19 protein-coding genes are annotated in these 23,342 nt (G+C 73.7%); 10 read left to right on the top strand and 9 right to left on the bottom strand.

Translation table 11 applies throughout. From position 1 onward, the window contains the following. The first annotated feature begins 36 nt into the window (after positions 1-36). Together NFX44_RS16515 and NFX44_RS16520 are read left to right on the top strand one after the other, a co-directional pair. Positions 37-1,110, top strand: coding sequence for a phosphotransferase family protein (locus tag NFX44_RS16515; RefSeq protein WP_262284435.1), 1,074 nt, complete (start codon positions 37-39; stop codon positions 1,108-1,110). Continuing rightward, entirely contained in the window at positions 1,110-2,321 is a 1,212-nt protein-coding gene (locus NFX44_RS16520) for an acyl-CoA dehydrogenase family protein (RefSeq protein WP_262284436.1), read from the top strand. Before NFX44_RS16515 ends, NFX44_RS16520 begins: the two co-directional genes overlap by 1 nt. 7 nt (positions 2,322-2,328) lie before the next feature. Here NFX44_RS16520 and NFX44_RS16525 read toward each other — a convergent pair whose 3' ends face one another. The 6 genes from NFX44_RS16525 to NFX44_RS16550 form a co-directional block, all read right to left on the bottom strand. Then, entirely contained in the window at positions 2,329-3,375 is a 1,047-nt protein-coding gene (locus tag NFX44_RS16525) for a LacI family DNA-binding transcriptional regulator (RefSeq protein WP_262284437.1), read from the bottom strand. Positions 3,376-3,457: 82 nt separating this feature from the next. Continuing rightward, the gene (locus NFX44_RS16530; protein WP_262284438.1) at positions 3,458-4,891 is read right to left on the bottom strand and encodes a GH1 family beta-glucosidase; all 1,434 of its coding nucleotides are present in this window, start codon (positions 4,889-4,891) and stop codon (positions 3,458-3,460) included. Then, positions 4,888-5,721 carry a carbohydrate ABC transporter permease gene (locus tag NFX44_RS16535; RefSeq protein ID WP_262284585.1) on the bottom strand — a complete coding sequence of 278 codons (834 nt, stop codon included), beginning with the start codon at positions 5,719-5,721 and terminating at the stop codon, positions 4,888-4,890. The genes NFX44_RS16530 and NFX44_RS16535 overlap by 4 nt, the downstream gene beginning before the upstream one ends. Positions 5,722-5,786: 65 nt before the next feature. Continuing rightward, a complete protein-coding gene (locus NFX44_RS16540) occupies positions 5,787-6,770 on the bottom strand; it encodes a carbohydrate ABC transporter permease (RefSeq protein ID WP_262284439.1) in 984 nt (327 codons plus the stop codon). A gap of 128 nt (positions 6,771-6,898) precedes the next feature. Beyond that, entirely contained in the window at positions 6,899-8,209 is a 1,311-nt protein-coding gene (locus NFX44_RS16545) for an extracellular solute-binding protein (RefSeq protein ID WP_262284440.1), read from the bottom strand. A gap of 244 nt (positions 8,210-8,453) precedes the next feature. Further along, a complete protein-coding gene (locus NFX44_RS16550; protein WP_262284441.1) occupies positions 8,454-8,999 on the bottom strand; it encodes a plasmid pRiA4b ORF-3 family protein in 546 nt (181 codons plus the stop codon). A gap of 150 nt (positions 9,000-9,149) precedes the next feature. Here NFX44_RS16550 and NFX44_RS16555 point away from each other — a divergent pair, with 150 nt between their 5' ends. Beyond that, positions 9,150-9,935 carry a pyrimidine reductase family protein gene (locus tag NFX44_RS16555; protein WP_262284442.1) on the top strand — a complete coding sequence of 262 codons (786 nt, stop codon included), beginning with the start codon at positions 9,150-9,152 and terminating at the stop codon, positions 9,933-9,935. 126 nt (positions 9,936-10,061) lie between these two features. Here NFX44_RS16555 and NFX44_RS16560 read toward each other — a convergent pair whose 3' ends face one another. Further along, on the bottom strand, positions 10,062-11,093 hold the full coding sequence (locus NFX44_RS16560) for a sigma-70 family RNA polymerase sigma factor (protein WP_262284443.1): 1,032 nt from the start codon (positions 11,091-11,093) through the stop codon (positions 10,062-10,064). A 72-nt stretch (positions 11,094-11,165) separates the two neighbouring features. On the opposite strand from NFX44_RS16560, the gene NFX44_RS16565 reads away from it, so the two are divergent. Continuing rightward, on the top strand, positions 11,166-11,996 hold the full coding sequence (locus tag NFX44_RS16565) for an alpha/beta fold hydrolase (protein ID WP_262284444.1): 831 nt from the start codon (positions 11,166-11,168) through the stop codon (positions 11,994-11,996). 116 nt (positions 11,997-12,112) lie between these two features. Here NFX44_RS16565 and NFX44_RS16570 read toward each other — a convergent pair whose 3' ends face one another. Beyond that, positions 12,113-13,651, bottom strand: a complete 1,539-nt coding sequence (locus NFX44_RS16570; protein WP_262284445.1) for a M4 family metallopeptidase — start codon at positions 13,649-13,651, stop codon at positions 12,113-12,115. A 340-nt stretch (positions 13,652-13,991) separates the two neighbouring features. On the opposite strand from NFX44_RS16570, the gene NFX44_RS16575 reads away from it, so the two are divergent. Further along, entirely contained in the window at positions 13,992-14,402 is a 411-nt protein-coding gene (locus NFX44_RS16575; RefSeq protein ID WP_262284446.1) for a hypothetical protein, read from the top strand. A gap of 9 nt (positions 14,403-14,411) precedes the next feature. Here NFX44_RS16575 and NFX44_RS16580 read toward each other — a convergent pair whose 3' ends face one another. Continuing rightward, positions 14,412-16,019 (bottom strand): hypothetical protein, encoded by a 1,608-nt coding sequence (locus tag NFX44_RS16580; RefSeq protein ID WP_315974603.1) that lies wholly within the window; start codon positions 16,017-16,019, stop codon positions 14,412-14,414. A 263-nt stretch (positions 16,020-16,282) separates the two neighbouring features. On the opposite strand from NFX44_RS16580, the gene NFX44_RS16585 reads away from it, so the two are divergent. The 5 genes from NFX44_RS16585 to NFX44_RS16605 are packed head-to-tail and all read left to right on the top strand — an operon-like array spanning position 16,283 to position 23,314. Further along, positions 16,283-18,031 carry an ATP-binding protein gene (locus NFX44_RS16585; protein WP_262284448.1) on the top strand — a complete coding sequence of 583 codons (1,749 nt, stop codon included), beginning with the start codon at positions 16,283-16,285 and terminating at the stop codon, positions 18,029-18,031. Positions 18,032-18,041: 10 nt separating this feature from the next. Further along, the gene (locus NFX44_RS16590) at positions 18,042-19,190 is read left to right on the top strand and encodes an exonuclease SbcCD subunit D (RefSeq protein WP_262284449.1); all 1,149 of its coding nucleotides are present in this window, start codon (positions 18,042-18,044) and stop codon (positions 19,188-19,190) included. Continuing rightward, positions 19,190-21,481 (top strand): SMC family ATPase, encoded by a 2,292-nt coding sequence (locus tag NFX44_RS16595; protein WP_262284450.1) that lies wholly within the window; start codon positions 19,190-19,192, stop codon positions 21,479-21,481. Before NFX44_RS16590 ends, NFX44_RS16595 begins: the two co-directional genes overlap by 1 nt. Before the next feature lie 19 nt (positions 21,482-21,500). Further along, positions 21,501-22,457: a hypothetical protein gene (locus tag NFX44_RS16600; protein ID WP_262284451.1), complete on the top strand. Its 957-nt coding sequence runs from the start codon at positions 21,501-21,503 to the stop codon at positions 22,455-22,457. Beyond that, entirely contained in the window at positions 22,457-23,314 is an 858-nt protein-coding gene (locus tag NFX44_RS16605; protein ID WP_262284452.1) for a spermidine synthase, read from the top strand. The genes NFX44_RS16600 and NFX44_RS16605 overlap by 1 nt, the downstream gene beginning before the upstream one ends. The last annotated feature ends 28 nt before the right edge of the window (positions 23,315-23,342 follow it).

Consider the following 23,342-nt stretch of genomic DNA (forward strand, 5'->3'; position numbering starts at 1 on the left):
CTTGACAACAAAGCTGAGCTGCCATCAACTAACCGGATGACCGATCCGGCCGTCGACGCACCGCAGACCCCGTCCGGTTCGGCCCCGCGCGGGCTCGACCTCGACCGGCTCGCCGGTTACCTGGCCGCGCACCGGCCCGAGTTGGCCGGGCCGCTGTCGGCATGGTTGATCGCCGGGGGCAAGTCCAACCTGACCTACCTGCTGCGCGCCGGCGACCGCGAGGTGGTGCTGCGCCGGCCGCCGCTCGGGCACGTGCTGGCCACCGCCCACGACATGGCCCGCGAGTACCGGGTGATCTCCGCGCTCGCCCCCACCGCGGTGCCGGTCCCCGAGGCGCTGCTGCTCTGCCCCGACCCGGACGTGATCGGCGCGCCGTTCTACCTCATGGAGCGGGTCGACGGCGAGGTCTACCGGCGGCGGGAACAGACCGACGCGCTCACCGCCGGCCAGCGGCGCGACCTGGCCATGGCGATGATGGACACCCTCGCCGAGCTGCACATGGTCGAGCCGGCCGCGGTCGGGCTCGCCGACTTCGGCCGTCCTGAGGGCTACCTGGCCCGGCAGGTCCGCCGCTGGGCCGGTCAGCTCGACCGCTCCCGCAGCCGCCCGCTGCCCGGCATCGACGAGCTGCGCGACGCGCTCGCCGGCAGCGTGCCGGAGGGCGCGAACGCCGGGCGGATCGTGCACGGCGACTACCGGCTGGACAACCTGCTCGCCACGGTGGAGCCGGTGGCGGTGCGGGCGGTGCTCGACTGGGAGATGGCCACCCTCGGCGACCCGCTCGCCGACCTGGGGCTGCTGCTGACCTACTGGGACGTGCTGGGCGACAGCGACAGCGCCGAGGGCAACCCGGTCGCCGACGGCATCGGCCCGCGGGCCGGCTTCCCCACCGGCGCCGAGCTGATCGACCGGTACGCCGGCCGCAGCGACGTCGACGTGGGCCCGCTGCACTGGCACGTGGCGCTCGGCTGCTTCAAGCTCGCGGTGATCTGCGAGGGCATCCACTACCGGCACACCCTCGGGCAGACGCTCGGCGGGGGCTTCGACCGGATCGGCGACATGGTGGCGCCGCTGGTCGCGCACGGTCTGCACGCGGTGAGGGAGAAGTAGTGGACTTCGCGTACGACGCCCGGACGGTCGAGCTGCGCGAGCGGGTCGAGGCGTTCCTCACCGAGTGCGTCTACCCGGCCGAGCCGGTGCACCACGAGCAGGTGCTCGCGGCCGGCGACCCGTGGGCCCGCCCGCCGGTGCTGGACGAGCTGAAGGCCGAGGCCCGCGCCCGCGGCCTGTGGAACCTGTTCCTGCCCGACCCGCGTTACGGCGCCGGGCTGACCAACCTCCAGTACGCCCCGCTGGCCGAGCTGACCGGGCGCAGCCCGCACCTGGCCCCGGAGGCGCTGAACTGCGCCGCCCCGGACACCGGCAACATGGAGCTGCTGGCCGAGTTCGGCTCCGCCGCGCAGCGGGAGCGCTGGCTGGAGCCGCTGCTGGCCGGGGAGATCCGGTCGGCGTTCTGCATGACCGAGCCCGAGGTGGCCTCCTCCGACGCCACGAACATCGGCACCCGGATCGCGCGGGACGGCGACGCGTACGTGGTGAACGGCCGCAAGTGGTGGTCGTCCGGGGCCATGGACCCGCGCTGCGAGATCTTCATCGTGATGGGCAAGACCGACCCGGACGCCGACCGGCACCGCCAGCAGAGCATGATCCTGGTCCCCCGGGACACCCCGGGCGTGACGGTGCGCCGGGGGATGACGGTCTTCGGCTACAGCGACGCCCCGCACGGCGGGCACGCCGAGATCGACTTCACCGACGTACGGGTGCCGGCGGAGAACCTGGTCGGCGCCGAGGGGGCCGGCTTCGCCATCGCCCAGGCCCGGCTCGGCCCGGGGCGGATCCACCACTGCATGCGGCTGATCGGCATGGCCGAACGGGCCCTGGAGCTGCTCTGCCGGCGGGCCGCCAGCCGGGTGGCGTTCGGCCGCCCGCTGGCCGAGCAGGGCGTGATCCGGGAGTGGATCGCCGAGTCCCGGGTGCGCATCGAGCAGGCCCGGCTGCTGGTGCTCAAGACCGCCTGGCTCATGGACACGGTCGGCAACAAGGGCGCCCACACCGAGATCCAGGCCATCAAGATCGCCACACCGGCGATGGCCGAGTGGGTGATCGACAAGGCCATCCAGGGCCACGGCGCGGCCGGCGTCAGCCAGGACACCCCGCTCGCGGCCCTGTGGGCGCAGGCCCGCACCCTGCGTCTGGCCGACGGCCCCGACGAGGTGCACCGGGCGTCCCTGGCGAAGCGGGAACTGCGCCGCTGGGCCTGAGCGCGCCTCAGGCGGAGGCGCGGTGGATGAGCTTGGTGTCCAGCAGCACGTGCGGGCTGGGCAGCTCCTCGCCGCGGATCCGGGAGACCAGCAGCCGGGCCATCTGGCGGCCCATCTCCTCGACCGGCTGGAAGACCGTGGTCAGCGGCGGCTCGGCCTGCCGGGCGATGGGGGCGTCGTCGAAGCCGACCACCGCCACGTCCTCGGGCACCCGGCGGCCGGCCTCGCGCAGCGCGCGCAGGGCGCCGAAGGCCATCAGGTCGGAGGCCACGAAGACGGCGTCCAGCTCCGGGCAGACCTCCAGCAGCCGGCGCATGCAGGCCGTGCCGCTGCCCTCGCTGAAGTCCCCGTACGCGATGAGGTCCGGGTTGAGGTCGCCGCCCGCGGCCCGGACCGCCTCCTTGTAGCCGGACAACCGGGCCAGGCCGGCGCCCATGTCCTGGGTGCCGGCGATGGTCGCGACCCGCCGCCGGCCGCGGGCGAAGAGGTGCTCCACCGCCTGCCGGGCGCCGCCGACGTTGTCCACGTCGACGAACCAGGCCGGCTGGGCGTTCGGGTGCAGCATCCGCGCCGGCCGGCCGCCGAGCACGGTGGGCAGGCCGCGCTCCTCCAGCAGGGTGGGCAGCGGGTCCGCGTCGTGCAGCGAGAGCAGCAGCACGCCGTCCACGTGCTGGTTGGTCAGGTGGTGCTCGACCCGTTCCCGCTCGATCTGCGACTGCGCCATGGCCAGCCAGAGCTGCATGGGGGTCTCCAGCAGCGCGGAGCTGACGCCCCGCACGATCCCGGCGAAGAACGGCTCGGTGAACACCCGCTCCCCCGACTCGGAGACCACCAGCGCCACCGAGTCGGTCCGCTGGGTGACCAGCGCCCGGGCCGCTCGGTTGGGCACGTAGCCCAGCTCGGCGATGGCCGCCTGGACGGCGGCGCGGGCCTCGGGGCTGACCTGCGGCGAACCGTTGACCACGCGGGAGACCGTGCCGCGCCCCACGCCGGCGCGGGCCGCGACCGCGTCGAGGGTCGGGCGCCCGAGCGACCGTGTGCGCTGCGTTGTCATCGTCTGTGCTCCTCCGACATCGGGCGGGCCCGGCACCTGTTGAGGCGCCGGCGCCGGGCCGCCCGTCACTGGCTGGCTCAGCCTATTGTGCGGCCAGGCCGTTGCGTCGGATCACATCGGCGTACCACCTGGCGCTGGACTTCGGGATCCGGGCCTGGCTGTCGTAGTCGACGTAGACCATGCCGAAGCGCTTCGTGTAGCCCCACGCCCACTCGAAGTTGTCCATGAGCGACCAGGCGAAGTATCCCTTCAGGGGCACCCCGGCGCTGATCGCGGCGTGCGCGGCGCGCAGGTGCGCGTCGAAGTACGCCAGCCGGTCCGGGTCGTCGACCCGGCCGTCGACCACCGCGTCGACGAACGCGGAGCCGTTCTCGGTCACGTAGAGCGGCAGGTCGGTGTACTCCTTGTGCACCCGCTCCAGCGTCTCCACCAGGCCGGGGGCGTCGATCTCCCAGCCCATGTCGGTCACCGGGACACCGCGGGTGACGAACCGGACGTCCTCGCTGCCCGGCCAGCACGACGGGGCCCGCCAGTACGCCTCCCGCTCGACGCCCTCGACCGGCGCGGCGACCACGTGCCGGCTGTAGTAGTTGACGCCCACCATGTCCAGCGGGGTCGAGATGACCGCCAGGTCACCGTCCCGGACGTGCCCGAAGTCGGTGACCTTCCGCAGGTCGGCGGTCAGGTCCGCCGGGTACGCCCCGCGCAGCACCGGGTCGAGGAAGAACCGGTTGGCCAGCCCGTCGATGCGGCGGGCGGCGTCGGCGTCCTCGGGCGAGTCGGTGGCCGGGGTGACCGGGTAGAGGTTGACCGTGATGCCGAGTTGCGCCTCCGGCCGGGCGGCCCGCAGCGCCTGCACGGCCAGCCCGTGCCCGAGCATGAGGTGGTGTCCGGCCCGGACCGCGTCCGCCCCGTCGGAGCGGCCCGGCGCGTGCGCGCCGGAGCCGTAGCCGAGGAAGGCCGAGCACCACGGCTCGTTGAACGTGGTGAAGTACTTCACCCGGTCCCCGAGGGCGTCGGCGACCAGCTGGGCGTAGTCGGCGAACCGGCCGGCGGTGTCCCGGGCCGGCCACCCGCCCGCGTCCTCCAGCGGCTGCGGCAGATCCCAGTGGTAGAGGGTCAGCCAGGGCTCGATGCCGTGACCCAGCAGCTCGTCCACCAGGCGGCGGTAGAAGTCCATCCCCTCGGGGTTGACCGCCCCGGCGCCGCCGGGCTGCACGCGCGGCCAGGAGACGGAGAAGCGGTACGACTTCAGCCCCAGGTCGGCCATCAGCCGCACGTCGTCGGGCATGCGGTGGTAGTGGTCGCAGGCCACGTCGCCGGTGTGCCCGGCCACCGTCCGCCCCTCGGTGTGGCTGAAGGTGTCCCAGATCGACGGCGTGCGGCCGCCCTCGGTCGCCGCGCCCTCGATCTGGTACGCGGCGGTCGCCGCGCCCCAGAGGAAGCCGGGCGGGAAGGTGGCTGCCGCACCCTCGTCGAGGACGCCGACGGCGGGCGGGCTGGCTGGGTTGCTCACGACTTGACGGCGCCTTCCATGATGCCGCCGATGATCTGGCGGCCGAAGATGATGAACACGATCAACAGTGGCAGGGTCGCCAGCGCGGTACCAGCGAAGAGCGCCACGTAATCCGTCTGGTACAGCCCGGACGAGAGGATCTTCAGGGAGTACTGCACCGTCGGGGTGTCCGGGGTGAGCACGATGAACGGCCAGAGGAACTCGTTCCAGGTCTGCATGAAGGTCAGCAGGCCGAGCACCGCCGCCGCCGGCCGCAGCGCGGGCAGCACGACGTTCCAGTAGATCCGCCAGGTGGAGCAGCCGTCGAGCCGGGCCGCCTCGATCAGCTCGTCGCTGATCGCGGACATCGCGTACTGGCGCATCATGAACACGCCGAAGCCCTGCACCAGGAACGGCACGATGACCGCCTGCAGGGTGCCCGTCCAGCCGAGTTCCACCATCATCAGGTAGAGCGGGATGACACCGAGTTGGGTCGGCACCATCATGGTCATGATGATGATCAGCAGCAGCGCGTTGCTGCCCCGGAACTTGAGCTTGGCGAAGGCGAAGCCGGCCAGGCTGGAGAAGAAGATCACCGAGACGGTGACGACGGTCGACACGACGGCCGAGTTGACCAGGCCGTAGACGAACGCGGCGTCCTCGTTGGCGAGCATCCGGTTGACGTTGGTGAACAGCTGGTCGCCGGGCGTCGGCGGCATCTCGTAGACGGCGCTGTTGTCCCGCGAGGCGATGATGAACGACCAGATGATCGGGAAGATCGACAGTACGCCGCCGAGGATCAGCGCGAGGTAGGTCAGCGGGCTGGCCTGCCAGAGCTGGCCGCCGGGCAGCCGACCGCGGCGGCGGGACGGCACCGGAGGCGGGGTGACCGAGCGGGGCAGGGTCTGCGTGGTGGTCACTTCTTGTCCCCCTTCACCGACCGGCGTACCAGCGCGAAGTTGATCAGCGCGAAAATGATGATCATCATGAACAGCAACCAGGACATCGCGGAGCCGTACCCGTACTCGGAGTTCCCGGTGAAGGTCTTCTCGTAGATGTACATGGCCAGCGTCTGGAACTGGTGGTCCACCCCACCGCGGACCAGCCCGTTCCCGTACATCAGGGGCTCGGTGAAGATCTGGAAGCCACCGATGGTGGAGATGATGATCGTGAAGAGGATCGTCGGCCGGATCAGCGGCACGGTGATCGTCCAGAACTGCCGCCAGGTCGAGGCGCCGTCCAGCGACGCCGACTCGTACAGGTCTTTGGGGATGGCCTGCATGGCGCCGAGATAGATCAGCGCGTTGTAGCCGGTCCAGCGCCAGTCGACCATGAAGGCGATGGCGAACCAGGAGGCAAAGCGGTTGTCCCGCCAGGCGATGGGGTCGAATCCCACCGTGCCCAGCAACCAGTTGATGAGGCCGTACCGGTCCGCGAAGATCAGCGCGAAGATGATGCCGACCGCGGCCACCGAGGTGATGTTGGGGATGACCACACCCATCCGCAGCAGCGTGCGGGCCTTCATCTGCCGGTTCAGCAGGTTGGCGAGCATCAGCGCCACGATGAGCTGCGGCACGGTGCTGAGCAGGAAGATGCCGAGGGTGTTGTAGGCCGCGTTCCAGAACTGGGCGTCCTGCATCAGGAGGCGGTAGTTCTCCAGCCCCGCGAACTCCTTGGTTCCGCTCAGCAGCTCGTAGTCGAAGAGCGAGACGTAGACCGTGTAGAGGACCGGGAAGAGGCCGAAGACCCCGAAGAGGACGAAGAACGGGGCCACATACAGGTACGGGGAGTACTTGAGGTCCCAGCGGCCGAGCCGGTACGACCGGCGGCGGTGCAGCGGGGCGGACGGGGGCGGCGAAGCGGCGGGCGATGATGGCCTCGCGCCGACAGTAGAACTCATTGCAGGTCCTTCCGGGAGGTGGGACGGCGGCGACCTCGCCGCGGCGCCCACACCCTCGGGCGGGTGTGGGCGCCGCCGCCGAGCCCACGGGCAGCGGATCCCCGTGGGCTCGGCCGGTCACCGGCGACTCAGCTGGTCGCCTTCTTGGCCTCGTCCACCGCCTTCTTCCAGGCGGCATCCGAACTGACCCGGCCACGCTCGGCCGCCTGCATCTGCGGCTCGAAGATGGTCTCCCAGACCTGCTGGTGCTTGGCGCCCAGGAAGACGGGCTTCATGTTCTTGACGCTCTCACCGAAGATCTTGCCGGTGGGCGCGCCGCTGAAGTACTCGCTCGTCTTGTCCTTGAACGCCGGGTCGTCGAGGGCGGCGATGTCGGACGGCATCGCCCCCGCCTCCTTGAACGCCGCCAGGTGGCCCTCCTTGCTGGTCAGGTACTTGGCCAGCTCGTAGGCCTCCTTCGGGTGCTTGCTCTGCGCCGGGACGGCCAGGTAGGAACCACCCCAGTTGCCGCCGCCGCCGGGAACGTTGGCGATGTCCCACTTGCCGGAGTTCCCCGGGCCGGACTTCGGGGCGATGACACCCTCGGTCATCCAGGCCGGGCAGGGGAGAGTCGCGAACGCGGAGTTCTTGAAAGCCCCGTCCCAGTCGGCGCTCCACCGCTGCGTCTTGGCGGTCAGCCCGTCCTTGGCCATCTGCAGGCCCATGTCCCAGGTCTGCTTGATGACCGGGTTGGTGTCGCCGATGAACTTGTTGTCCTTGTCGAAGAAGAAGGTCTCCGAGTTCTGCATGACGTACGGCTGCATCAGGCTGGTCGCGCTGTCCAGCCAGGCGGCCTTGACCTTGCCGCTGGCCTTGAACTCTTTGCCCAGCGCGATGTAGTCCTGCCAGGTGCTCATCCGCTTCGAGACCTCGTCCCGGTCGGTGGGCAGACCGGCCTGCTGGAACAGGTCCTTGCGGTAGCACATGGCCAGGCCACCGACGTCGGTGCCGAGCCCGATCAGCTTCTTGCCGTCCGGGGTCATGGCGTTGTTCCACTTCCACTCGGGGAAGTTGGCCTTCACCTCACCGGCGCCCAGGTCGAGCAGGTTGGCGAACTTGTCGGGGTTCTGGACGTACCCGAGCAGGACGCCCTCCTCCAGACCGACCACGTCGCCGGCACCGCTGCCGGCGGCGAGCCACTGCACCAGCTTCGGCTGGAAGTCGCGCAGCTCGCCCATCTTCTGGTGCTCGACCTTGATGTTCGGGTGCGCCGCTTCGAAGTCCTTGATGGCCTGGTCGTAGCCGAAGTTCTGGAAGGTCTGCAGGACCAGCTTGACCTGGCCGCCCTCGCCGGTCGACCCCTCGTCGTCCTTCTTGCTGCACGCCGCGCTGCCGAGAGCAACGCCCGCGGCGAGCACGACGGCCGCAGCAGTGCGGAGCCGGCGCCTCATGACGCTCATCCCTGACCCCTCTCAGGTGGGTGATTCGTGTGGTGGTTTCTGACCGCGCCCGCCCGTCGGCCGGGCAGGTCACGTGGTGAGGCTTTGGTTCTGGGGCGCCGCCGCGACGAGCGATGTGGCTTGAGACACACGTCCGGGAGCGCTCCCATGAGATTGCCGGCACGTGTCAGGGGTGTCAATAGACCAGTGGGAGCGTTCCCAGATCGTTACCGCGCCGACCCCCGGGGCTGCCCCGAGGGCGCGGTCAGCAGAAGCGACGCAGCAGGGTGGTGGCCCGGTCGGCGGCGAAGAAGTCCGGCTCGAAGCCCGCGCCGGCCCATTCCCGCATCATCCGGTGCTCGGCGTGCCCGGGGTCGGCCAGCGCGGCCAGCAGGACCGCGTACCCGGCCGGGCCGCCCACGTCCTCCGGCGGGCAGGCACGCTCCCCCTCGACACAGGCCGGGTAGCGCTCGTCCGGGTCGGCCGTGCACACGTCCTCGACCACCAGGTCGTGCTCCCACCAGTCGCCGAAGTCGTAGGTGTAGCCGAACCGGTCGCCCTTGCCCACCACCGCGTCCAAACGGACGTCCAGCTCGTCGCGGAGCGCCAGCTCGCCGTCCGGATCCGGTTCACCGTACTGGCGGCCGTCGATGTCGAACGAGTGCAGGTGGCAGTCCCGCCAGCCCATCGCGTGCTGGACCACCCGGTGCAGCCGGTCGAGGGTGTAGCCGCCAGGCACCAGCACCCGCCGCCACACCGGCGGGCGGACCCCGGCGAGGGAGACCTTCAGCTGGAAGATCTGACGCGGCATGCTGTCCCATCCTTCCTCGGCATAGGCTGCCCACATGATCTGCCGAGCCTGCCGGGAGCGGCGGCACGACGAGTGTCCAGGCCGGAAGTGGTGCGACTGCCAGCACCGTACCCCCGAACCGACCCCGCCGGTCACCGGTCCGGCCGGCGAATGAGCGTCGGAATCCCGATCGAACGGGTCTGGCCGACGCCCGTCACCGGGCCGCTGACCGACCCGGAGCTGACCGCGCTCTACGGCCGCGCGCACCGTCCCCACCTGCGGGTGAACTTCGTGGCCAGCGCCGACGGCGCGGTCACCGTGGACGGCTACTCCGCCGGGCTCTCCGGCGAGCCGGACAAGCGGGTCTTCGGCCTGTTGCGGATGCTCTGCGACGGGCTCGTGGTGGCCGCCGGCACGCTGCGCCACGAGGGCTACCGGGCGGTCCGGCTCGGCGAGGCGCGCCGGGCCTGGCGCCGCGAGCAGGGCCTGGCCGAATACCCGACCCTCGTGGTGGTCTCCGGCTCGCTGGACCTCGACCCGGCCCAGGCGTGCTTCGCCGACGCGCCGGTCCGGCCGCTGGTGCTCACCCACGCGGCCGCCGAGCCGCCACCCGGGCTCACCGAGGTGGCCGACCTCGTCCGCTGCGGCGCGGAGCGGGTCGACCTGGCGGCCGGCCTGGCCGAGCTGCGCCGCCGCGGGCTGGGCCAGCTCCTCTGCGAGGGCGGGCCGCACCTGTTCGGCGCGCTCACCGCCGCCGACCTGGTGGACGAGCTCTGCCTGACCGTCGCGCCGCTGCTCGCCGGGGCCGGCCCCGGCCGGATCACCGCCGGGGACGGCAGCCCGCCGCGGCACCTGCCGCTGCGCCATGTGCTGGCCGCCGCCGACGGGGTGCTGATGCTGCGCTACGCCCGCGACGCGGGCGGGCCGCCGCCCGCGGGCGCCGCACCGGCCGCCTGACCGGAGGCCGCTGCGCCCGGTCCACGACCGGAGGGGTACGCGGACAGCCTGCGCCGGCCACGGCGGAGCGGACGGGCCCGCGCCGTGGCTCGACCGGCTCGGCCCGCACCGCGTCGCGGGCAGGGGTCAGCGGGCCGGTGGCAGGGAGTCCGGCAGCCCGAACGCCGCGAACGGCGCCGCGCCCAGGAACGAGGTGATGCCGGCGATCCGGCCACCCCGCAGCGTCAGCACGTCGACCGACCACGGCAGGTAGGGGCCGGTCCCGCCCCGGCGCAGGTAGCCGGCGACCGCCGGTTGGCCGTTCGCGCCGGTCGTCAGGTGCCGCCAGCTGCCGCAGGGGCCGAGCGGCGCCGACCGGGCGAAGTCCAGCACCGCCGCGAGGCCCCGGTACCAGTGCGGCATCGGCGGCATGGACCAGGTGACGTCCTCGGTGAGCAGGGCGACCAGGGCGTCGGCGTCGCCGTTCTCCAGCGCGGTGGCGTAGCCGGTGACCACCTCCCGCAGCCGGACGTCGTCCAGCATCCGCAGGGTCCGCTGCTGGGTGGCGGCGGGCGCCCGCTCCGCGAGCGACCGGCGGGCCCGCGCGAGCGCCGAGTTCACCGACGTGGTCGAGGTGCCCAGCATGGCCCCGATCTCCGCGGCGGAGTAACCGAGGACGTCGAAGAGCAGCAGCGCGGCCCGCTGGTTGCCCGGCAGGTGCTGCACCGCGGCCACGAAGGCCAGCTCGACCGCCTCGCGCTGCTCGTACCGCGCGCCCGGGGCGACGGGACCGGCCGCCAGGCCGGTGTCCGGGTAGGGGCCGAGCCAGGCGACGTCGTGGTCCGGGCGGCTGTCCGGCACGGCGCGGTCGCTGGCCGGTCCGAGGTCGACCGGCAGGGCCCGCCGGGCGCGGCCGGCGATGGCATCGAGGCAGACGCGGGTCATCACGGTGTAGAGCCACGAGCGCAGCGAGCCGTGCCCGGCGAAGGCCGGCAGCCCGCGCCACGCCCGCAGCAGTGCGTCCTGGAGGGCGTCGTCGGCGTCGTGGACCGAGCCGAGCATCCGGTAGCAGTGGGCGTGCAGCTCCCGGCGCAGCGGCGCGACGAGCGCGGTGAAGGCGGCCTCGTCGACCGGGACCGGGTCGGGAGACCCGGCGGCGGTCGGGGAACTGACGCTCACGACCGACGATTCTGCCGCAGCGCCGGAGTCAGGAAGGTGAACGGCTCGCCCGTCACGACCCTGGAGGACCCGATGAGCAGCATGTCCACCGCGCCCGTCACCACCGGCACCCTGGCGGTGCCCGACGGGCGGCTGTACTACGAGGTGCGCGGCCGAGGCCCGCTCGTGGCCCTGGTCGCCGCCCCCATGGACGCCGACGCCTTCGCGCCGCTGGCCGACCTGCTGGCCGCGGAGCACACCGTGCTGACCACCGACCCGCGCGGAATCCGCCGCAGCGTCCTGCACGACCCGCACCAGGACTCGACCCCCGAACTGCGCGCCGACGACGTCGCCCGGCTCCTCGCCCACGTCGACGCGGGTCCGGCCGCCGTGCTCGGTTCCAGCGGCGGCGCGGTGACCGTCCTGGCCCTGGCCCAGGCGGGTCCCGCGCTGGTGCACACGGTCGTCGCGCACGAACCGCCGCTGCTCGGCCTGCTGCCGGACCGGGAGGAACTGTTCGCCCGCGAGGCCGACATGATCGCCACCTACCGCGCCGGTGACCGGCTCGGCGCCGGGCGCAAGTTCCTCGCCAACGCGAACATCCACCTGCCCGAGGAGGTGGTCCTGGGTATGTTCGGCGGCGAGCCCGACCCGCAGGCGGCCGCCGACGAGCATTTCCAGTACCTGCACATGATCCGCGGGACGACCGGGTTCCGGCCCGACGTGGCCGCCCTGCGCGACGGCCCGACCCGGGTCGTCGTCGGCCTCGGGGAGCGGTCGACCGGTGAGGTCTGCGACCGCACCTCCCGGGCGCTCGCCGCGGCGCTGGGCACGTCGCCGACGATGTTCCCGGGCGGGCACATCGGCTTCGTCGAGGACCCGCCGGCCTTCACCGCCCGGCTGCGCGAGGTGCTCGCCGGCTGACCCTGCCGACACGGCGGCGGGCGCGGGACGCCGGAGTGGCGTGCCCGCGCCCGCCGTGGCAGGCCGCGGCCGATCGGCGCCGACGGGGAGGATTCCGCCGACGCCGGGCGGGTGGATCAGTTGACGCTGACGGCCGACCAGGCGGCGGCCACCGCGTTGTACTCAGCGCTGCCGCTGCCGTACAGGTCGGCGGCGGCCGACAGGCTGGCGGTGCGGGCGCCGGCGTAGTTGGTCCGCGAGGTCATGTAGCGGGTGAGCGCGCGGTACCAGATGGCGCCGGCCTTGGCGTTGCCGATGCCGGTCACGGTGCTGCCGTTGCAGGTCGGGCTGTTGCCGTACGCGGACGAGCCGCTGCCCACGGCGAGCAGGTAGAAGAAGTGGTTCGCCACGCCGGAGGAGTAGTGCACGTCCAGCCGGCCCACGGAGCTGCTCCAGCAGTCGGCGGAGGAGCCGTCCTTGGAGGGCTTGTCCATGTAGCGCAGCGGGACGCCGCTGCTGCGCAGCTTCTCGCCGATCAGGTAGTCGCCCGGGTCCTTGCTGTTGGCGGCCGAGAACTCGACGAGGGTGCCGAAGATGTCGCTGGTGGCCTCGTTGAGACCGCCCGACTCACCGCTGTAGCGCAGGCCGGCGGTGTTGCTGGTGACGCCGTGGGTCATCTCGTGACCGGCCACGTCCAGCGAGGTCAGCGGGTACCAGCCGGAGCCGCCGTCACCGTAGGTCATGCAGAAGCAGGAGTCGCTCCAGAACGCGTTGGCGTAGTTGCTGCTGTAGTGCACCCGGCTGTACGCGCCGACCCCGTCGTTGCGGATGCCGTTGCGGCCGTGCACGGTCTTGTAGTAGTCCCAGGTCTTCTGGGCGCCGTACGCGGCGTCGGCCGCGGCGGTCTGCCGGTTGGCCAGGGTGCCGTCACCGAACACGTTCGAGGCGCTGGTGACCAGCGCGCCGGTGCCGCTCGTGCCGCCGTTGAGGTCGTAGGTCCGGTGGCCGCCCCGGGTGGCGTCGGCGAGTTGGTACGTGCCGCCCGAGAGGGTGCTGCCCACGGTGACCGTGCCGGAGTGGAAGGTGTTGCCGGTGCCGTCGCGCTGCACACCCTCCCAGGAGTCGCGCACCCTGCCCGTCGTGGCGTCCACGAGGACGTGCAGCTCGCTGGGGGTGCCGTCGGCGTACGCGCCGCCCACGACGACCTCGTAGGCCAGCGTGGTGCCGGCGGCGTCCGCGTCGTGGACGAGCTGGCTGCCGTCGACGCGGCGGGTGGCGGCGGTGGAGGCCGCGAGCGCGACGCGGCCGGCGGTCGCGGCGCTGACCCGGGCCTTGGCGCCCCGGGTCGGCGCGGCCGCGAGGCTCTGGCTGGCGCCCTTCCAGGTGTTGCCCCTGCCCAGGTGGACGACGGTGTCGCCGCCGAGCACGGGCAGGCCGTCGACGTAGCGGTTGAGCCGGACGTGCTCGGTGCCGTCGGCGTCGGTCTGCACGTTCCTGAGCGTGAAGCTCTGGCCGTCGGCGACCAGCGCGCTGCCCGAGTGGGCCTTGAGCTGGGCGACCGCCCGGGTGAACGCGTCGGTGGAGACGGGGGCGGCGGAGGCCGTCGCGGGCAGCGTGCCGGCGGCGGCGAGCAGCGCCGCCGTGGCCAGCCCGCCGAGGAGAGTGGTACGACGCATGAAGTTCCTACCTTCACTAGGACTGCCGGTCGGGGGGGTACCGACCGACGGGTGACCCGCCGTGGGAGGGCACGCCGGATCAGCCGCGTTCGTGCAGGTCACACGGTGCGGCGACGCAACCAGGTATCGACGGATGAAAGATCCTCGATGCGCTGTTGCACATTCTTGCCGTAGGCGGCCCATGTCTGTCACGACCTTCGGCCAAGATTTTTTCCACGATTTTTCGCGTCCCGTTCACCACCCGGAGTTGCCGAGCGGCACCCCCGCCGGACCCGCGCCCGCCGGGTCCGGCTGCGCCGTCTCCCGAACCCGCCCGCGACCAGCGCCGTAACCTCGGGGAATGCGTTCACCGCAGGCGATGGGGACGGCGCCGGACCAGGCCGACCGTCCGGTGCTCGCCGGTGGGCTGCTGGTGGCCACCGGCCTGGCCGACGTGCTGTCCGCCTACGGCACGCTGCGGTCGGGGCCGTTCATGGTGCTGATCGGGGGCGGCCTCTACCCGGTCGACGTTGCCCCCTGGGCCTGGCTGCACCTGGCGATCGGGGCCGCGGTGGCGCTCGCCGGACTGGCGGCGGTGACCGGCCGGCGGGGCGCGGCCACCGTGGCGATCGGCTGCGCCGTGCTGGCGCTCGCCGTCGACCTGCTCATGCTGCCGTACGCCCCGATCCGGGTGGTCCTGGTGGCCGCCGTCGACGCGGCGGCGATCCGGCTGCTGCTCCGGCACCGCCGGGCGACCGGCCGGGCGCGGTGAGGCGACCGGTCAGCGGGGCTCGCAGATCCGGCCGGTCAACGCGGGATCGCCCTCCCGGTCGGCCGACCACACGGGGTTGAGGGCCAGCGGGAGCGGTGGCGCCTGCCAGGCGGCGCCCAGCCGCTGGAACAGCCGGTACTCCCGGCGCGGCTCGTCCACTTGGTCACCGGCCAGGAAGTCGACCACCCGCTCCTGGGCCTGCCGCTCGCCGATCAGGCCGCCGTGCAGGGCCGGCATCTGGAACACCGGGACCCTGCTGTACTCGCCGGGCGGCGCCTCCGCCGCGCTGACCGTGGGCAGGAAGGCGATCATGCGGACCCCGGCCACCGGGCAGAGCGTGCGGTTGCGGTAGAAGGGCGCGTTGACCAGCACCGAGCGGACGAAGGGCTCGTCCGGCGTGCTCTTCACGCCGCGGCCGAGGTTGGCCAGCCAGAAGATCCCCCGCAGCTCCCAGCCGGCGGCCACGCCCCACCCGCTGTAGCCCGGGGGCGGATAGTAGGCCCGGCCGGGCTGGATGAGCGGGCTGAACAGCAGCACCGCCTCCACGGGCAGGGGCTGCGCCCACTTGTCCAGGTAGGTCCGCGCCACCATGGCGCCCTCGCTGAACCCGAGCAGGCCGATCGGCCGGCCGGTCCGGCGGTGCAACTCGGCGATCTGCGCGGCGAGCAGGACCGCGCTGGAGTCGAGGGACTGGTGGGTCGCCTCCGGCCCGTACGGCAGCGCCCGGCCCTGCCGGTCGAGGCCGGCGTAGGAGAAGCGCTCCACCCGGGGGTCCTCCGGTTGGCGACCGTCCCACCGCGAGTCGTGCCCGGCGATGGCGATCACCGCGTGCGGCACCCGGTCGGGCAGCCGCTCGGCGATCACCGGGGGCCGCCACTCCGCCGGCGGACCCGTCGCCAGGCCGACGATCGACTGCGAGCCGACCGCGGCGGCCATGGTGAGGACGATCGCCACCGGCGCGACCGGGACCCGGGCCAGGCGGATCCGGGCCGGCAGCACGGCCGCCGCCACGGTGCGCCGCCAGAGCAGGCCGTTGGCCAGGCCGGCCAGCGCGGCCACCGGGACGCCCCCCCAGCCGGACACGCTGGAGATGACCGCGCCCGCGACGGTGAGCACGATGAAGTTGAGCACCGACCAGCCGAGCAGCTCGATCGTGGGCAGGCCCCGCCACCAGCGCCGGACCACCCCGGCGCGCTGGAGGAACGGGGCGAGCACCAGCATGGGGGCCAGCGAGGCGAACAGGTAGAGGGAGAGCGCGACCGCCGAGAAGGCGACCGAGATGGCGGCCCACGGCGAGATGATCACCAGCGCGAGGGCGGCCACCTCCAGGTTGCGAAGCACCAGCCAGCCGAACGGCGGGCGGGCCGCCCGCGCGGGCCAGGCCAGTGCGGTCAGCCCGGCGGTGAGCAGCCCGCGGAACACGGTGAGCACCACCAGCCCGAGCAGGAAGTTCCACCAGGAGTCGTGGAACACGAGCAGCCACCGCAGGTCGTGGAACGAGTCGTACGGCCAGACCGCGGTCACCTGCGGCGCCAGCCCGCGGGCGCCGTGGAAGCCGATGCCCACCAGCACCGCCTCCTGCACCACCGGCGGCAGCACGGCGAGCAGCAGCAGCATTGCCGTCCGGTTACGGACTGCCTCCACCGCCGCTCCTCGCGCCTCGCGTCCTCGGGCCCCTTGCAGGATCTCCTGCGAGCCAGCCCGGCGGTGCCGGAATGGCCGACCAGGGCGTACGGAGAGTCAGCGGGTGGCCCCGCTGCGCAGGGTCGGCGGACCCGCGGGGTGGCGTCCGCCGCGTCGCGTGGCAACCTGTCGCATCCCTCGGGCAGGATGCACGACGTGCGCCGCGAACGGGACGACCAGCCGACCGGAGACCGCCGATGACCGACGACCTGCTCGACGGCCCCGGCGACGGGGTCGGCCGGGTGCTCGGCACCGCCGACGCCACCCCGCTCACCTTCTGGACGGCGGTCGCCCCCGGCAGCTACCTCCAGCTCGACGACGTCGTGGTGACCCGCCGCGAGCTGCCCGACCGGGAGCCGGTCACCATCGCCGGGGTGGTCACCCAGGTCCGCGCCCGCCACGAGGGCGCGCAGTTCGACTCCGACGTGTTCGCCATCGCCGACGGCACCCTGCCGGCCCAGGTGCAGGAGGCCGCCGAGATCACCACCACCCGCGTCGACCCCGAGTTCTACGTGCCGCCCACCCCGGGCGCCGTGGTGCACCGGGCCGAGGGCGACGCCCGGGCCCGGGCGCTGCACTTCGACCGGATGGAGCGGCGCATCCCGATGGGCATGGGTCGCGACGGGGTGCCGGTCTACCTCAACGCCGACTTCCTCGACGGCACCCGGGGCGCGCACGTGTCCATCTCCGGCATCTCCGGCGTGGCCACCAAGACCAGCTTCGCCACCTTCCTGCTCTACTCGGTCTTCCGCTCCGGGGTGCTCGGCGGCGACGCGGTCAACGCCAAGGCGTTGATCTTCAACGTCAAGGGCGAGGACCTGCTCTTCCTCGACCACCCCAACACCCGGCTCGACGACGCCACCCGGGCCGGCTACGCGAAGCTCGGGCTCGACGCGGGCGCCTTTCCCGACGTCCGGGTCTACGCGCCGCCCCGGGTCGGCGACTCCTCCGGCACCCCGGACGTGAGCAGCCGGCTCACCGGTGTGGACAGCTTCTACTGGACGCTGAGCGAGTTCTGCGCCGACCGCCTGCTGCCCTACGTCTTCGCCGACGCCGACGACGAGCGCCAGCAGTACACGATGGTCGTGCACTCGGTCGCCGCCCACCTGGCCCGATACGCCCAGCCCGCCGACGGCGGGGTGAGCATCGACGGGGTCCGGCTGGGGTCCTACGCCGACCTGGTCGACCACATCGTCGGGCAGCTCAACGACGACGAGACCCGCAGCGAGTGGGCGGGCAGCGCGGTCGGCCTCGGCACGGTCAACGCGTTCGCGCGCCGGCTGATCGGCAGCAAGAAGGACCTCGCCCGGCTCATCCGGGGCGACCTCGCCACCCGCCGCCCGCACTCGATCAACACGGCCGAGTCCGCCCAGGTCACCGTGGTCGACCTGCACAACCTGCCGGACCGGGCGCAGCGCTTCGTGGTCGGCGTGACGCTCAAGAGCGAGTTCGAGCGCAAGGAGAAGGCGGGCACCGCGAAGCCGCTGCTCTTCGTGGTCCTCGACGAGCTCAACAAGTACGCGCCCCGGGAGGGCTCCTCCCCGATCAAGGAGGTGCTGCTCGACATCGCCGAGCGGGGCCGCTCGCTCGGGGTGATCCTGGTCGGCGCCCAGCAGACCGCCAGCGAGGTGGAGCGGCGGATCGTCACCAACTCGGCGGTCCGGGTGGTCGGGCGGCTGGACCCGGCCGAGGCGTCCCGCCCGGAATACGGCTTCCTCCCGCCCGCCCAGCGCCAGCGGGCCCTGCTGGCCAAGCCGGGCACCATGTTCGTCAACCAGCCCGACATCCCGGTCCCGCTCTGCCTGGAGTTCCCCTTCCCCGCCTGGGCGACCCGGGTCTCCGAGGCCGGCCGGGCGCCCTCGGAGACGCTGCGCTCGATCACCCAGGCGGCCGACCCGTTCGCGGTGGTCGGCTCGGGCACCGCCGACGACGACATCCCGTTCTAGAGGGCGGACCATGAAGATCCTGCACACCTCCGACTGGCACGTCGGCAAGGTTCTCAAGGGGCAGTCCCGGGCCGAGGAGCACAAGCAGGTGCTCGCCCAGGTGATCGAGATCGCCCGGGTCGAGCGTCCCGACCTGGTGATCGTGGCCGGCGACCTCTACGACACGGCGGCGCCCACCCCGGAGGCGACCCGGCTGGTCACCCGGGCGCTGACCGCGCTGCGCCGCACCGGGGCGGACGTGGTGGCGATCGGCGGCAACCACGACAACGGCGCGGCGCTCGACGCGCTGCGCCCCTGGGCCGAGGCCGCCGGGATCACGCTGCGGGGCAGCGTCCGGGAAAATCCGGCGGAGCACGTCATCGACGGCACCACCCGCGACGGCGAGCGCTGGCAGGTCGCCGCGCTGCCCTTCCTCTCCCAGCGCTACGCCGTGCGCGCGGTGGAGATGTACGACCTGACCCCCGCCGAGGCCAACCAGACCTACGCCGACCACCTCGGGCGGGTGCTCGCCCGGCTGGCCGAGGGGTTCACCGAGCCGGACCGGGTGCACCTGGTCACCGCCCACCTCACCGTGGTCGGTGCGAGCACCGGCGGCGGCGAGCGGGACGCGCACACCGTGCTCGGCTACGCGGTGCCGGCGACCGTGTTCCCGGGCAACGCGCACTACGTGGCGCTGGGCCACCTGCACCGCTCGCAGCGGGTGATCGGCCCCTGCCCGGTCCGCTACAGCGGCAGCCCGCTCGCCGTCGACTTCGGCGAGCAGGAGAACGTCGGGTCGGTGACGATCGTCGAGGTGACCGCGACGACCGCCGCGCAGATCCGGGAGGTGCCGGTGCCCGGCGCCGTCCCGCTGCGCACGGTCCGCGGCACCCTGGCCCAGCTCGCCGAGATCGACGCGCCCGACGGCTGGCTGCGGGTCTTCGTCCGCGAGCAGCCCCGCGCCGGGCTGCGGGAGGAGGTGCAGGAGCTGCTCCCCCGGGCGCTGGAGATCCGGATCGACCCGGAGCTGGTGCCCGCACCGGGCAGCGGCACCCGCACCGCCCAGCGGGCCGGGCGCTCGCCGCGCGAGCTGTTCGCCGACTACCTGGGCAGCCGGGGCCACGCCGACGAGGACGTCCGGCACCTCTTCGACGAGCTGCTCGAGGAGGTGGACCACTGATGCGGCCGATGCGGCTGGACATGGCGGGCTTCACCGTCTTCCGCGAGGAGACCACCGTCGACTTCACCGACGCGGACTTCTTCGCGCTGGTCGGGCCGACCGGCTCGGGCAAGTCGACCGTGCTCGACGCGATCTGCTTCGCCCTCTACGGCACGGTCCCCCGCTGGGGCGGCACGCGCGGCCTGGCCAACGCCCTCGCACCGTCCGCCACCGAGGCGCGGGTGCGGCTGGTCTTCGAGTCCGCCGGCGACCGGTATGTGGCCACCCGGGTGGTCCGCCGGGACGGGCGGGGCACGGTGAAGACGGCCAACGCCGGGCTCCAGCTCATGCCGCCCGGGTTCGACGTCACCAAGCTCGACACCGGGCTCAGCCCGGAGGATCTCGGCGAGGTGGTGGCCGGCACCCCGGCCGAGATGGAGCAGGCGGTGCTGGACGCGGTCGGGCTGCCGTACGAGCAGTTCACCAGTTGCGTGGTGCTGCCGCAGGGGCAGTTCGCCGACTTCCTGCACGCCAAGCCGGCCACCCGGCAGCAGATCCTCGTCAACCTCCTGGGGCTGGGCATCTACGAGGAGGTGCAGAAGAAGGCCACCGAGCGCGCCGGCCAGGCCGAGGCGAAGCTGGAGGCGGTCGACAAGGTGCTCGGCGGGCTCGCCGACGTCGACGACGACAGCCTGGCCGCCGCCCGGGAGCGGGTGGACCGGATGCGGGAGCTGGCCGGGGCGGTCGCGGCGGCCGTACCGGAGCTGGAGCGGGCGCGGGCGACGGCGCGCGAGCAGACGGCGGCGCTCGCGGCGCTCGACGCCGAGCTGACCGTGCTGGCCGGGGTCCGGCCGCCGGACGGGATCGCCGAGCTGGCCCGGGCGGTGGACGCGGCGCAGGCCGAGCACGACGCGGCGGCCGGGGCGCTCGCCTCGGCCCGGGCCGAGGCCGAGCGGGCCGAGGCGCAGCTGGAGGCGGCGTTCCGGGCGCACGAGGAGGCGAAAGCCGTCGATCAGGCGGTGGCGCTGCGGGCGCACCTGGTCGACGGCGCGCCCTGCCCGGTCTGTGAGCAGCCGGTCCCCCGGGTGCCGGCCGTGCCGAAGGGGTCGGCGGTGACCCGCGCGCTCGCGGCCGGCAAGGCGGCCCGGGCGGCCGCCGAGGCCGCCAAGCGGGTGGTGCAGGAGCGCGACGCGGCCGCCCGCGAGCTGGACCGGGTGCTGCTGCGCGCCCGGGCCGAGCACGACCAGCTCGGGACCCGGCTGGCCGAGCTGGACGGCCAGCTCGCCGACGCCGCCACCCCGGCGGCGCTGCGCGGCGCCCTGGCCGAGCACGCCCGGCTGCGCCGGGCGCTGGAGGAGGCGGCGGGTGCGGTCCGCGCCGGCCGCGACGCCGCGCGCCGGGCCCGCAGTTCGCTCGACGGGGCACAGGAGCGGCTGCGCCGGGCCTGGCGCGACTTCGACACGGTCCGCGACGGGCTGGCCCGGTTCGGGCCCCCGGCGGCGGACCGCGACGACGTGGCCGCCGCCTGGGCGGTCCTCGCGGAGTGGGCCGGCGAGCAGGCCGGGCGGCGGCGCGCCGACCGGGACGGGCTGGCCGCCGCCGTCGACGCCGCCGAGGCTGCGGCGGGCGAGGTCGCGGAGCGGATCGGCGGGCTGTTCGACGCCGCCGGGCTGCCCGCCCCGCGGGACGCGCAGCGCGACGCCGCGGTGGCGGTGGAGCGGGCCGAGGCGGAGCTGCGCCGGCTGGAGGAGCGCCGCGAGCAGGCCGCCGAGCTGCGCGAGCAGCGGGCCGGCCACGAGCGGGAGGCCCGGGTGGCCCGCGCCCTCGCCGGGCACCTGCGGGCCAACAACTTCGAGCGTTGGCTGCTGGCCGAGGCGCTGGACCTGCTGGTCGACGGCGCCTCGCGGATCCTGCGCGAGCTCTCCGGCGGCCAGTACGACCTGGTGCACGACAAGGGCGAGTTCTTCGTGGTCGACCACCACGACGCCGGGCTGCGGCGCGGGGTGCGCACGCTCTCCGGCGGGGAGACGTTCCAGGCGTCGCTGGCGCTGGCGCTGGCGCTCTCCGAGCAGCTCGCCGGGATGTCCACGAGCGCGGCCAGCCTCGAGTCGATCGTCCTCGACGAGGGTTTCGGCACGCTGGACGCGGCCACCCTCGACACGGTGGCGGCCACCTTGGAGAACCTGGCCGCCCGGGGCGACCGGATGGTCGGCGTGGTCACCCACGTGCCGGCGCTCGCCGAGCGGATCCCGGTCCGCTTCGAGGTCCGCAAGGACGCCCGCACGGCCCGCGTCGAACGCACCGGCCTGTGAGCGCGGGAAGGGCGGCCCGGTGACGAGGTTCTTCGTCGACGCGTGGGATCCGGCCTACGGTGCGTCGTTCGAGGCGGGTGGGGGCGGGCCGGCGGCGCCGAGCAGCGCCCAGGTCGACTCCGACGTCGAGCTGCCCGCCACCGACTGGCGGGCCATCGACGTGCGGCGCGACGTCGCCGCCCCGGACGTGGTGCTGCTGGTCGACGGGGTACGCCGGATCGACGCCAGCGTCTGGACGGCGGAGGACGACGGCGGCTCGTTCCCGGGCATCGCCGCCTCCTACGCGGCCGGGGTGGTCCGCTGCGACCTGGAGCGCGGCGCGGCGGAGCTGGCCGGGTCGCGGGTGGGCCGGGGCCTGTTCACGGCCAGCCCGTCGGCGCAGGACGTGGTGGCCGGCGCGATCCGCTACCCGGTGCACCGGGTGGGCGGCACGGGCGAGCTGAGCAAGCTCCCCGCCGCCGTGCAGGGCCCGCTGACCGCCCTGGAGGTGGCGGTCTCCGACGCCGTGCGGGCCGACGGCGACCTGCTGGTGGTGGACGGGCCGCTGCGCAGCCGGCGGAACCTGCCCCGCACCCTCGGCTACATCAAGACCCAGCACAGCCAGTACCTGGACGGGCGGCTCACCGCCGTGGTCACCGGGCTGGCGCCGGGGCAGCGCTGCCCGGTGTTCCGGCTGGGCACCGCGTGGGGCGGCTACTCGTGGTATCTGCGGCTGCCGGTGGCCGGCGGCGCCCCGTGGGCCGGCATCGTGCGGGTCGAGTGCTCCGCCGAGCTGACCGAGACCGAGGCCATCGGGCTGGCCGACCTGTCGCTGGTCACGCTGCCCCGGTTCGCCTCCACCCCGTACAAGGATCCGCGCGCCCCGCAGAACCTCATCCCCATCGCCGGCCTGGAACGGCGACTGCGCGGGATGCTCGGCGACGCCCGCCTGCTGCACCGGGTACTCACCGCGGCGGCCCGGGGGATCCGGCGCTGATGGGCCGCCGACGCGGCGCGGACCGGGCGGTCACGCAGGTCGACACCGGACAGGCCGAGCTGGTGCCGGACCCGGACCGGCCGGGCTCCTGGACGCTGCTGCTCGACGGCGCCCCGCAGTCCCACGTGGACCTCACCGACCCCACCCACCTGGAGTTCGAGTACGTCCGGCGGCTGGCCGCCGCCATCGACCTGGTCGCGCCGGCCGGCGCGCCGCTGCGGGTGCTGCACCTGGGCGGCGGCGCGCTCACCCTGCCCCGCTACGTCCAGGCCACCCGTCCCGGCTCCACGCAGCGGGTGTCCGAATTGGACGGCGCGCTGGTGGAGCTGGTGCGGCGGGAGCTGCCCTGGCCGGCCGACCCCCGACTGCGGGTCCGGGTCGCCGACGCCCGGGCCACCCTGGCGTCGAGCCGGGACGGCAGCTACGACGTGGTGGTCGCGGACGTCTTCGCCGGTGCCCGCACCCCCGCCCATCTGACGTCGGTCGAGTACGCCGCCGAGGTGGCCCGGGTGCTCCGGCCCGACGGCTCCTACCTGGCGAACATCGCCGACGGCCCGCCGCTTCGGCACGCCCGCGGGCAGGTCGCCACGGTGCGCACCGTGCTGCCCCGCGCCTGCCTGGTCGGCGACGCGGCGGTGCTGCGCGGCCGGCGCTACGGCAACCTCGTGCTCGTCGCGTCCCGTGTGGAGCCGCCGGTGCCGGAGCTGACCCGGCGGGCCGCCGGCGACTGGTTTCCCGGCCGGGTGCTGTCCGGCGCCGAACTGGACCGCTTCGCCGGGGGCGCCCCGGTGGTCCACGACGCCGACGCCACCGACTCCACACCGCCCCCGCCCGGAATTTTTTCCGTCCGGCGTTGATCCGCTCGGCGGGCCGTTCCGTATCACC

The organism is Micromonospora sp. MA102, from assembly GCF_025460765.1.
In the GTDB taxonomy this organism is placed as follows: domain Bacteria; phylum Actinomycetota; class Actinomycetes; order Mycobacteriales; family Micromonosporaceae; genus Micromonospora; species Micromonospora halotolerans.

What these genes read in the sequence shown, in the direction of transcription:
- NFX44_RS16515 (WP_262284435.1), top strand. Translation starts at nt 37, where the DNA reads ATGACCGATCCGGCCGTCGACGCACCGCAGACCCCGTCCGGTTCGGCC.
- NFX44_RS16525 (WP_262284437.1), bottom strand. Translation starts at nt 3,375, where the DNA reads ATGACAACGCAGCGCACACGGTCGCTCGGGCGCCCGACCCTCGACGCG.
- NFX44_RS16540 (WP_262284439.1), bottom strand. Translation starts at nt 6,770, where the DNA reads ATGAGTTCTACTGTCGGCGCGAGGCCATCATCGCCCGCCGCTTCGCCG.
- NFX44_RS16545 (WP_262284440.1), bottom strand. Translation starts at nt 8,209, where the DNA reads ATGAGCGTCATGAGGCGCCGGCTCCGCACTGCTGCGGCCGTCGTGCTC.
- NFX44_RS16550 (WP_262284441.1), bottom strand. Translation starts at nt 8,999, where the DNA reads ATGCCGCGTCAGATCTTCCAGCTGAAGGTCTCCCTCGCCGGGGTCCGC.
- NFX44_RS16555 (WP_262284442.1), top strand. Translation starts at nt 9,150, where the DNA reads ATGAGCGTCGGAATCCCGATCGAACGGGTCTGGCCGACGCCCGTCACC.
- NFX44_RS16565 (WP_262284444.1), top strand. Translation starts at nt 11,166, where the DNA reads ATGAGCAGCATGTCCACCGCGCCCGTCACCACCGGCACCCTGGCGGTG.
- NFX44_RS16570 (WP_262284445.1), bottom strand. Translation starts at nt 13,651, where the DNA reads ATGCGTCGTACCACTCTCCTCGGCGGGCTGGCCACGGCGGCGCTGCTC.
- NFX44_RS16575 (WP_262284446.1), top strand. Translation starts at nt 13,992, where the DNA reads ATGCGTTCACCGCAGGCGATGGGGACGGCGCCGGACCAGGCCGACCGT.
- NFX44_RS16580 (WP_315974603.1), bottom strand. Translation starts at nt 16,019, where the DNA reads ATGCTGCTGCTGCTCGCCGTGCTGCCGCCGGTGGTGCAGGAGGCGGTG.
- NFX44_RS16585 (WP_262284448.1), top strand. Translation starts at nt 16,283, where the DNA reads ATGACCGACGACCTGCTCGACGGCCCCGGCGACGGGGTCGGCCGGGTG.
- NFX44_RS16590 (WP_262284449.1), top strand. Translation starts at nt 18,042, where the DNA reads ATGAAGATCCTGCACACCTCCGACTGGCACGTCGGCAAGGTTCTCAAG.
- NFX44_RS16595 (WP_262284450.1), top strand. Translation starts at nt 19,190, where the DNA reads ATGCGGCCGATGCGGCTGGACATGGCGGGCTTCACCGTCTTCCGCGAG.
- NFX44_RS16605 (WP_262284452.1), top strand. Translation starts at nt 22,457, where the DNA reads ATGGGCCGCCGACGCGGCGCGGACCGGGCGGTCACGCAGGTCGACACC.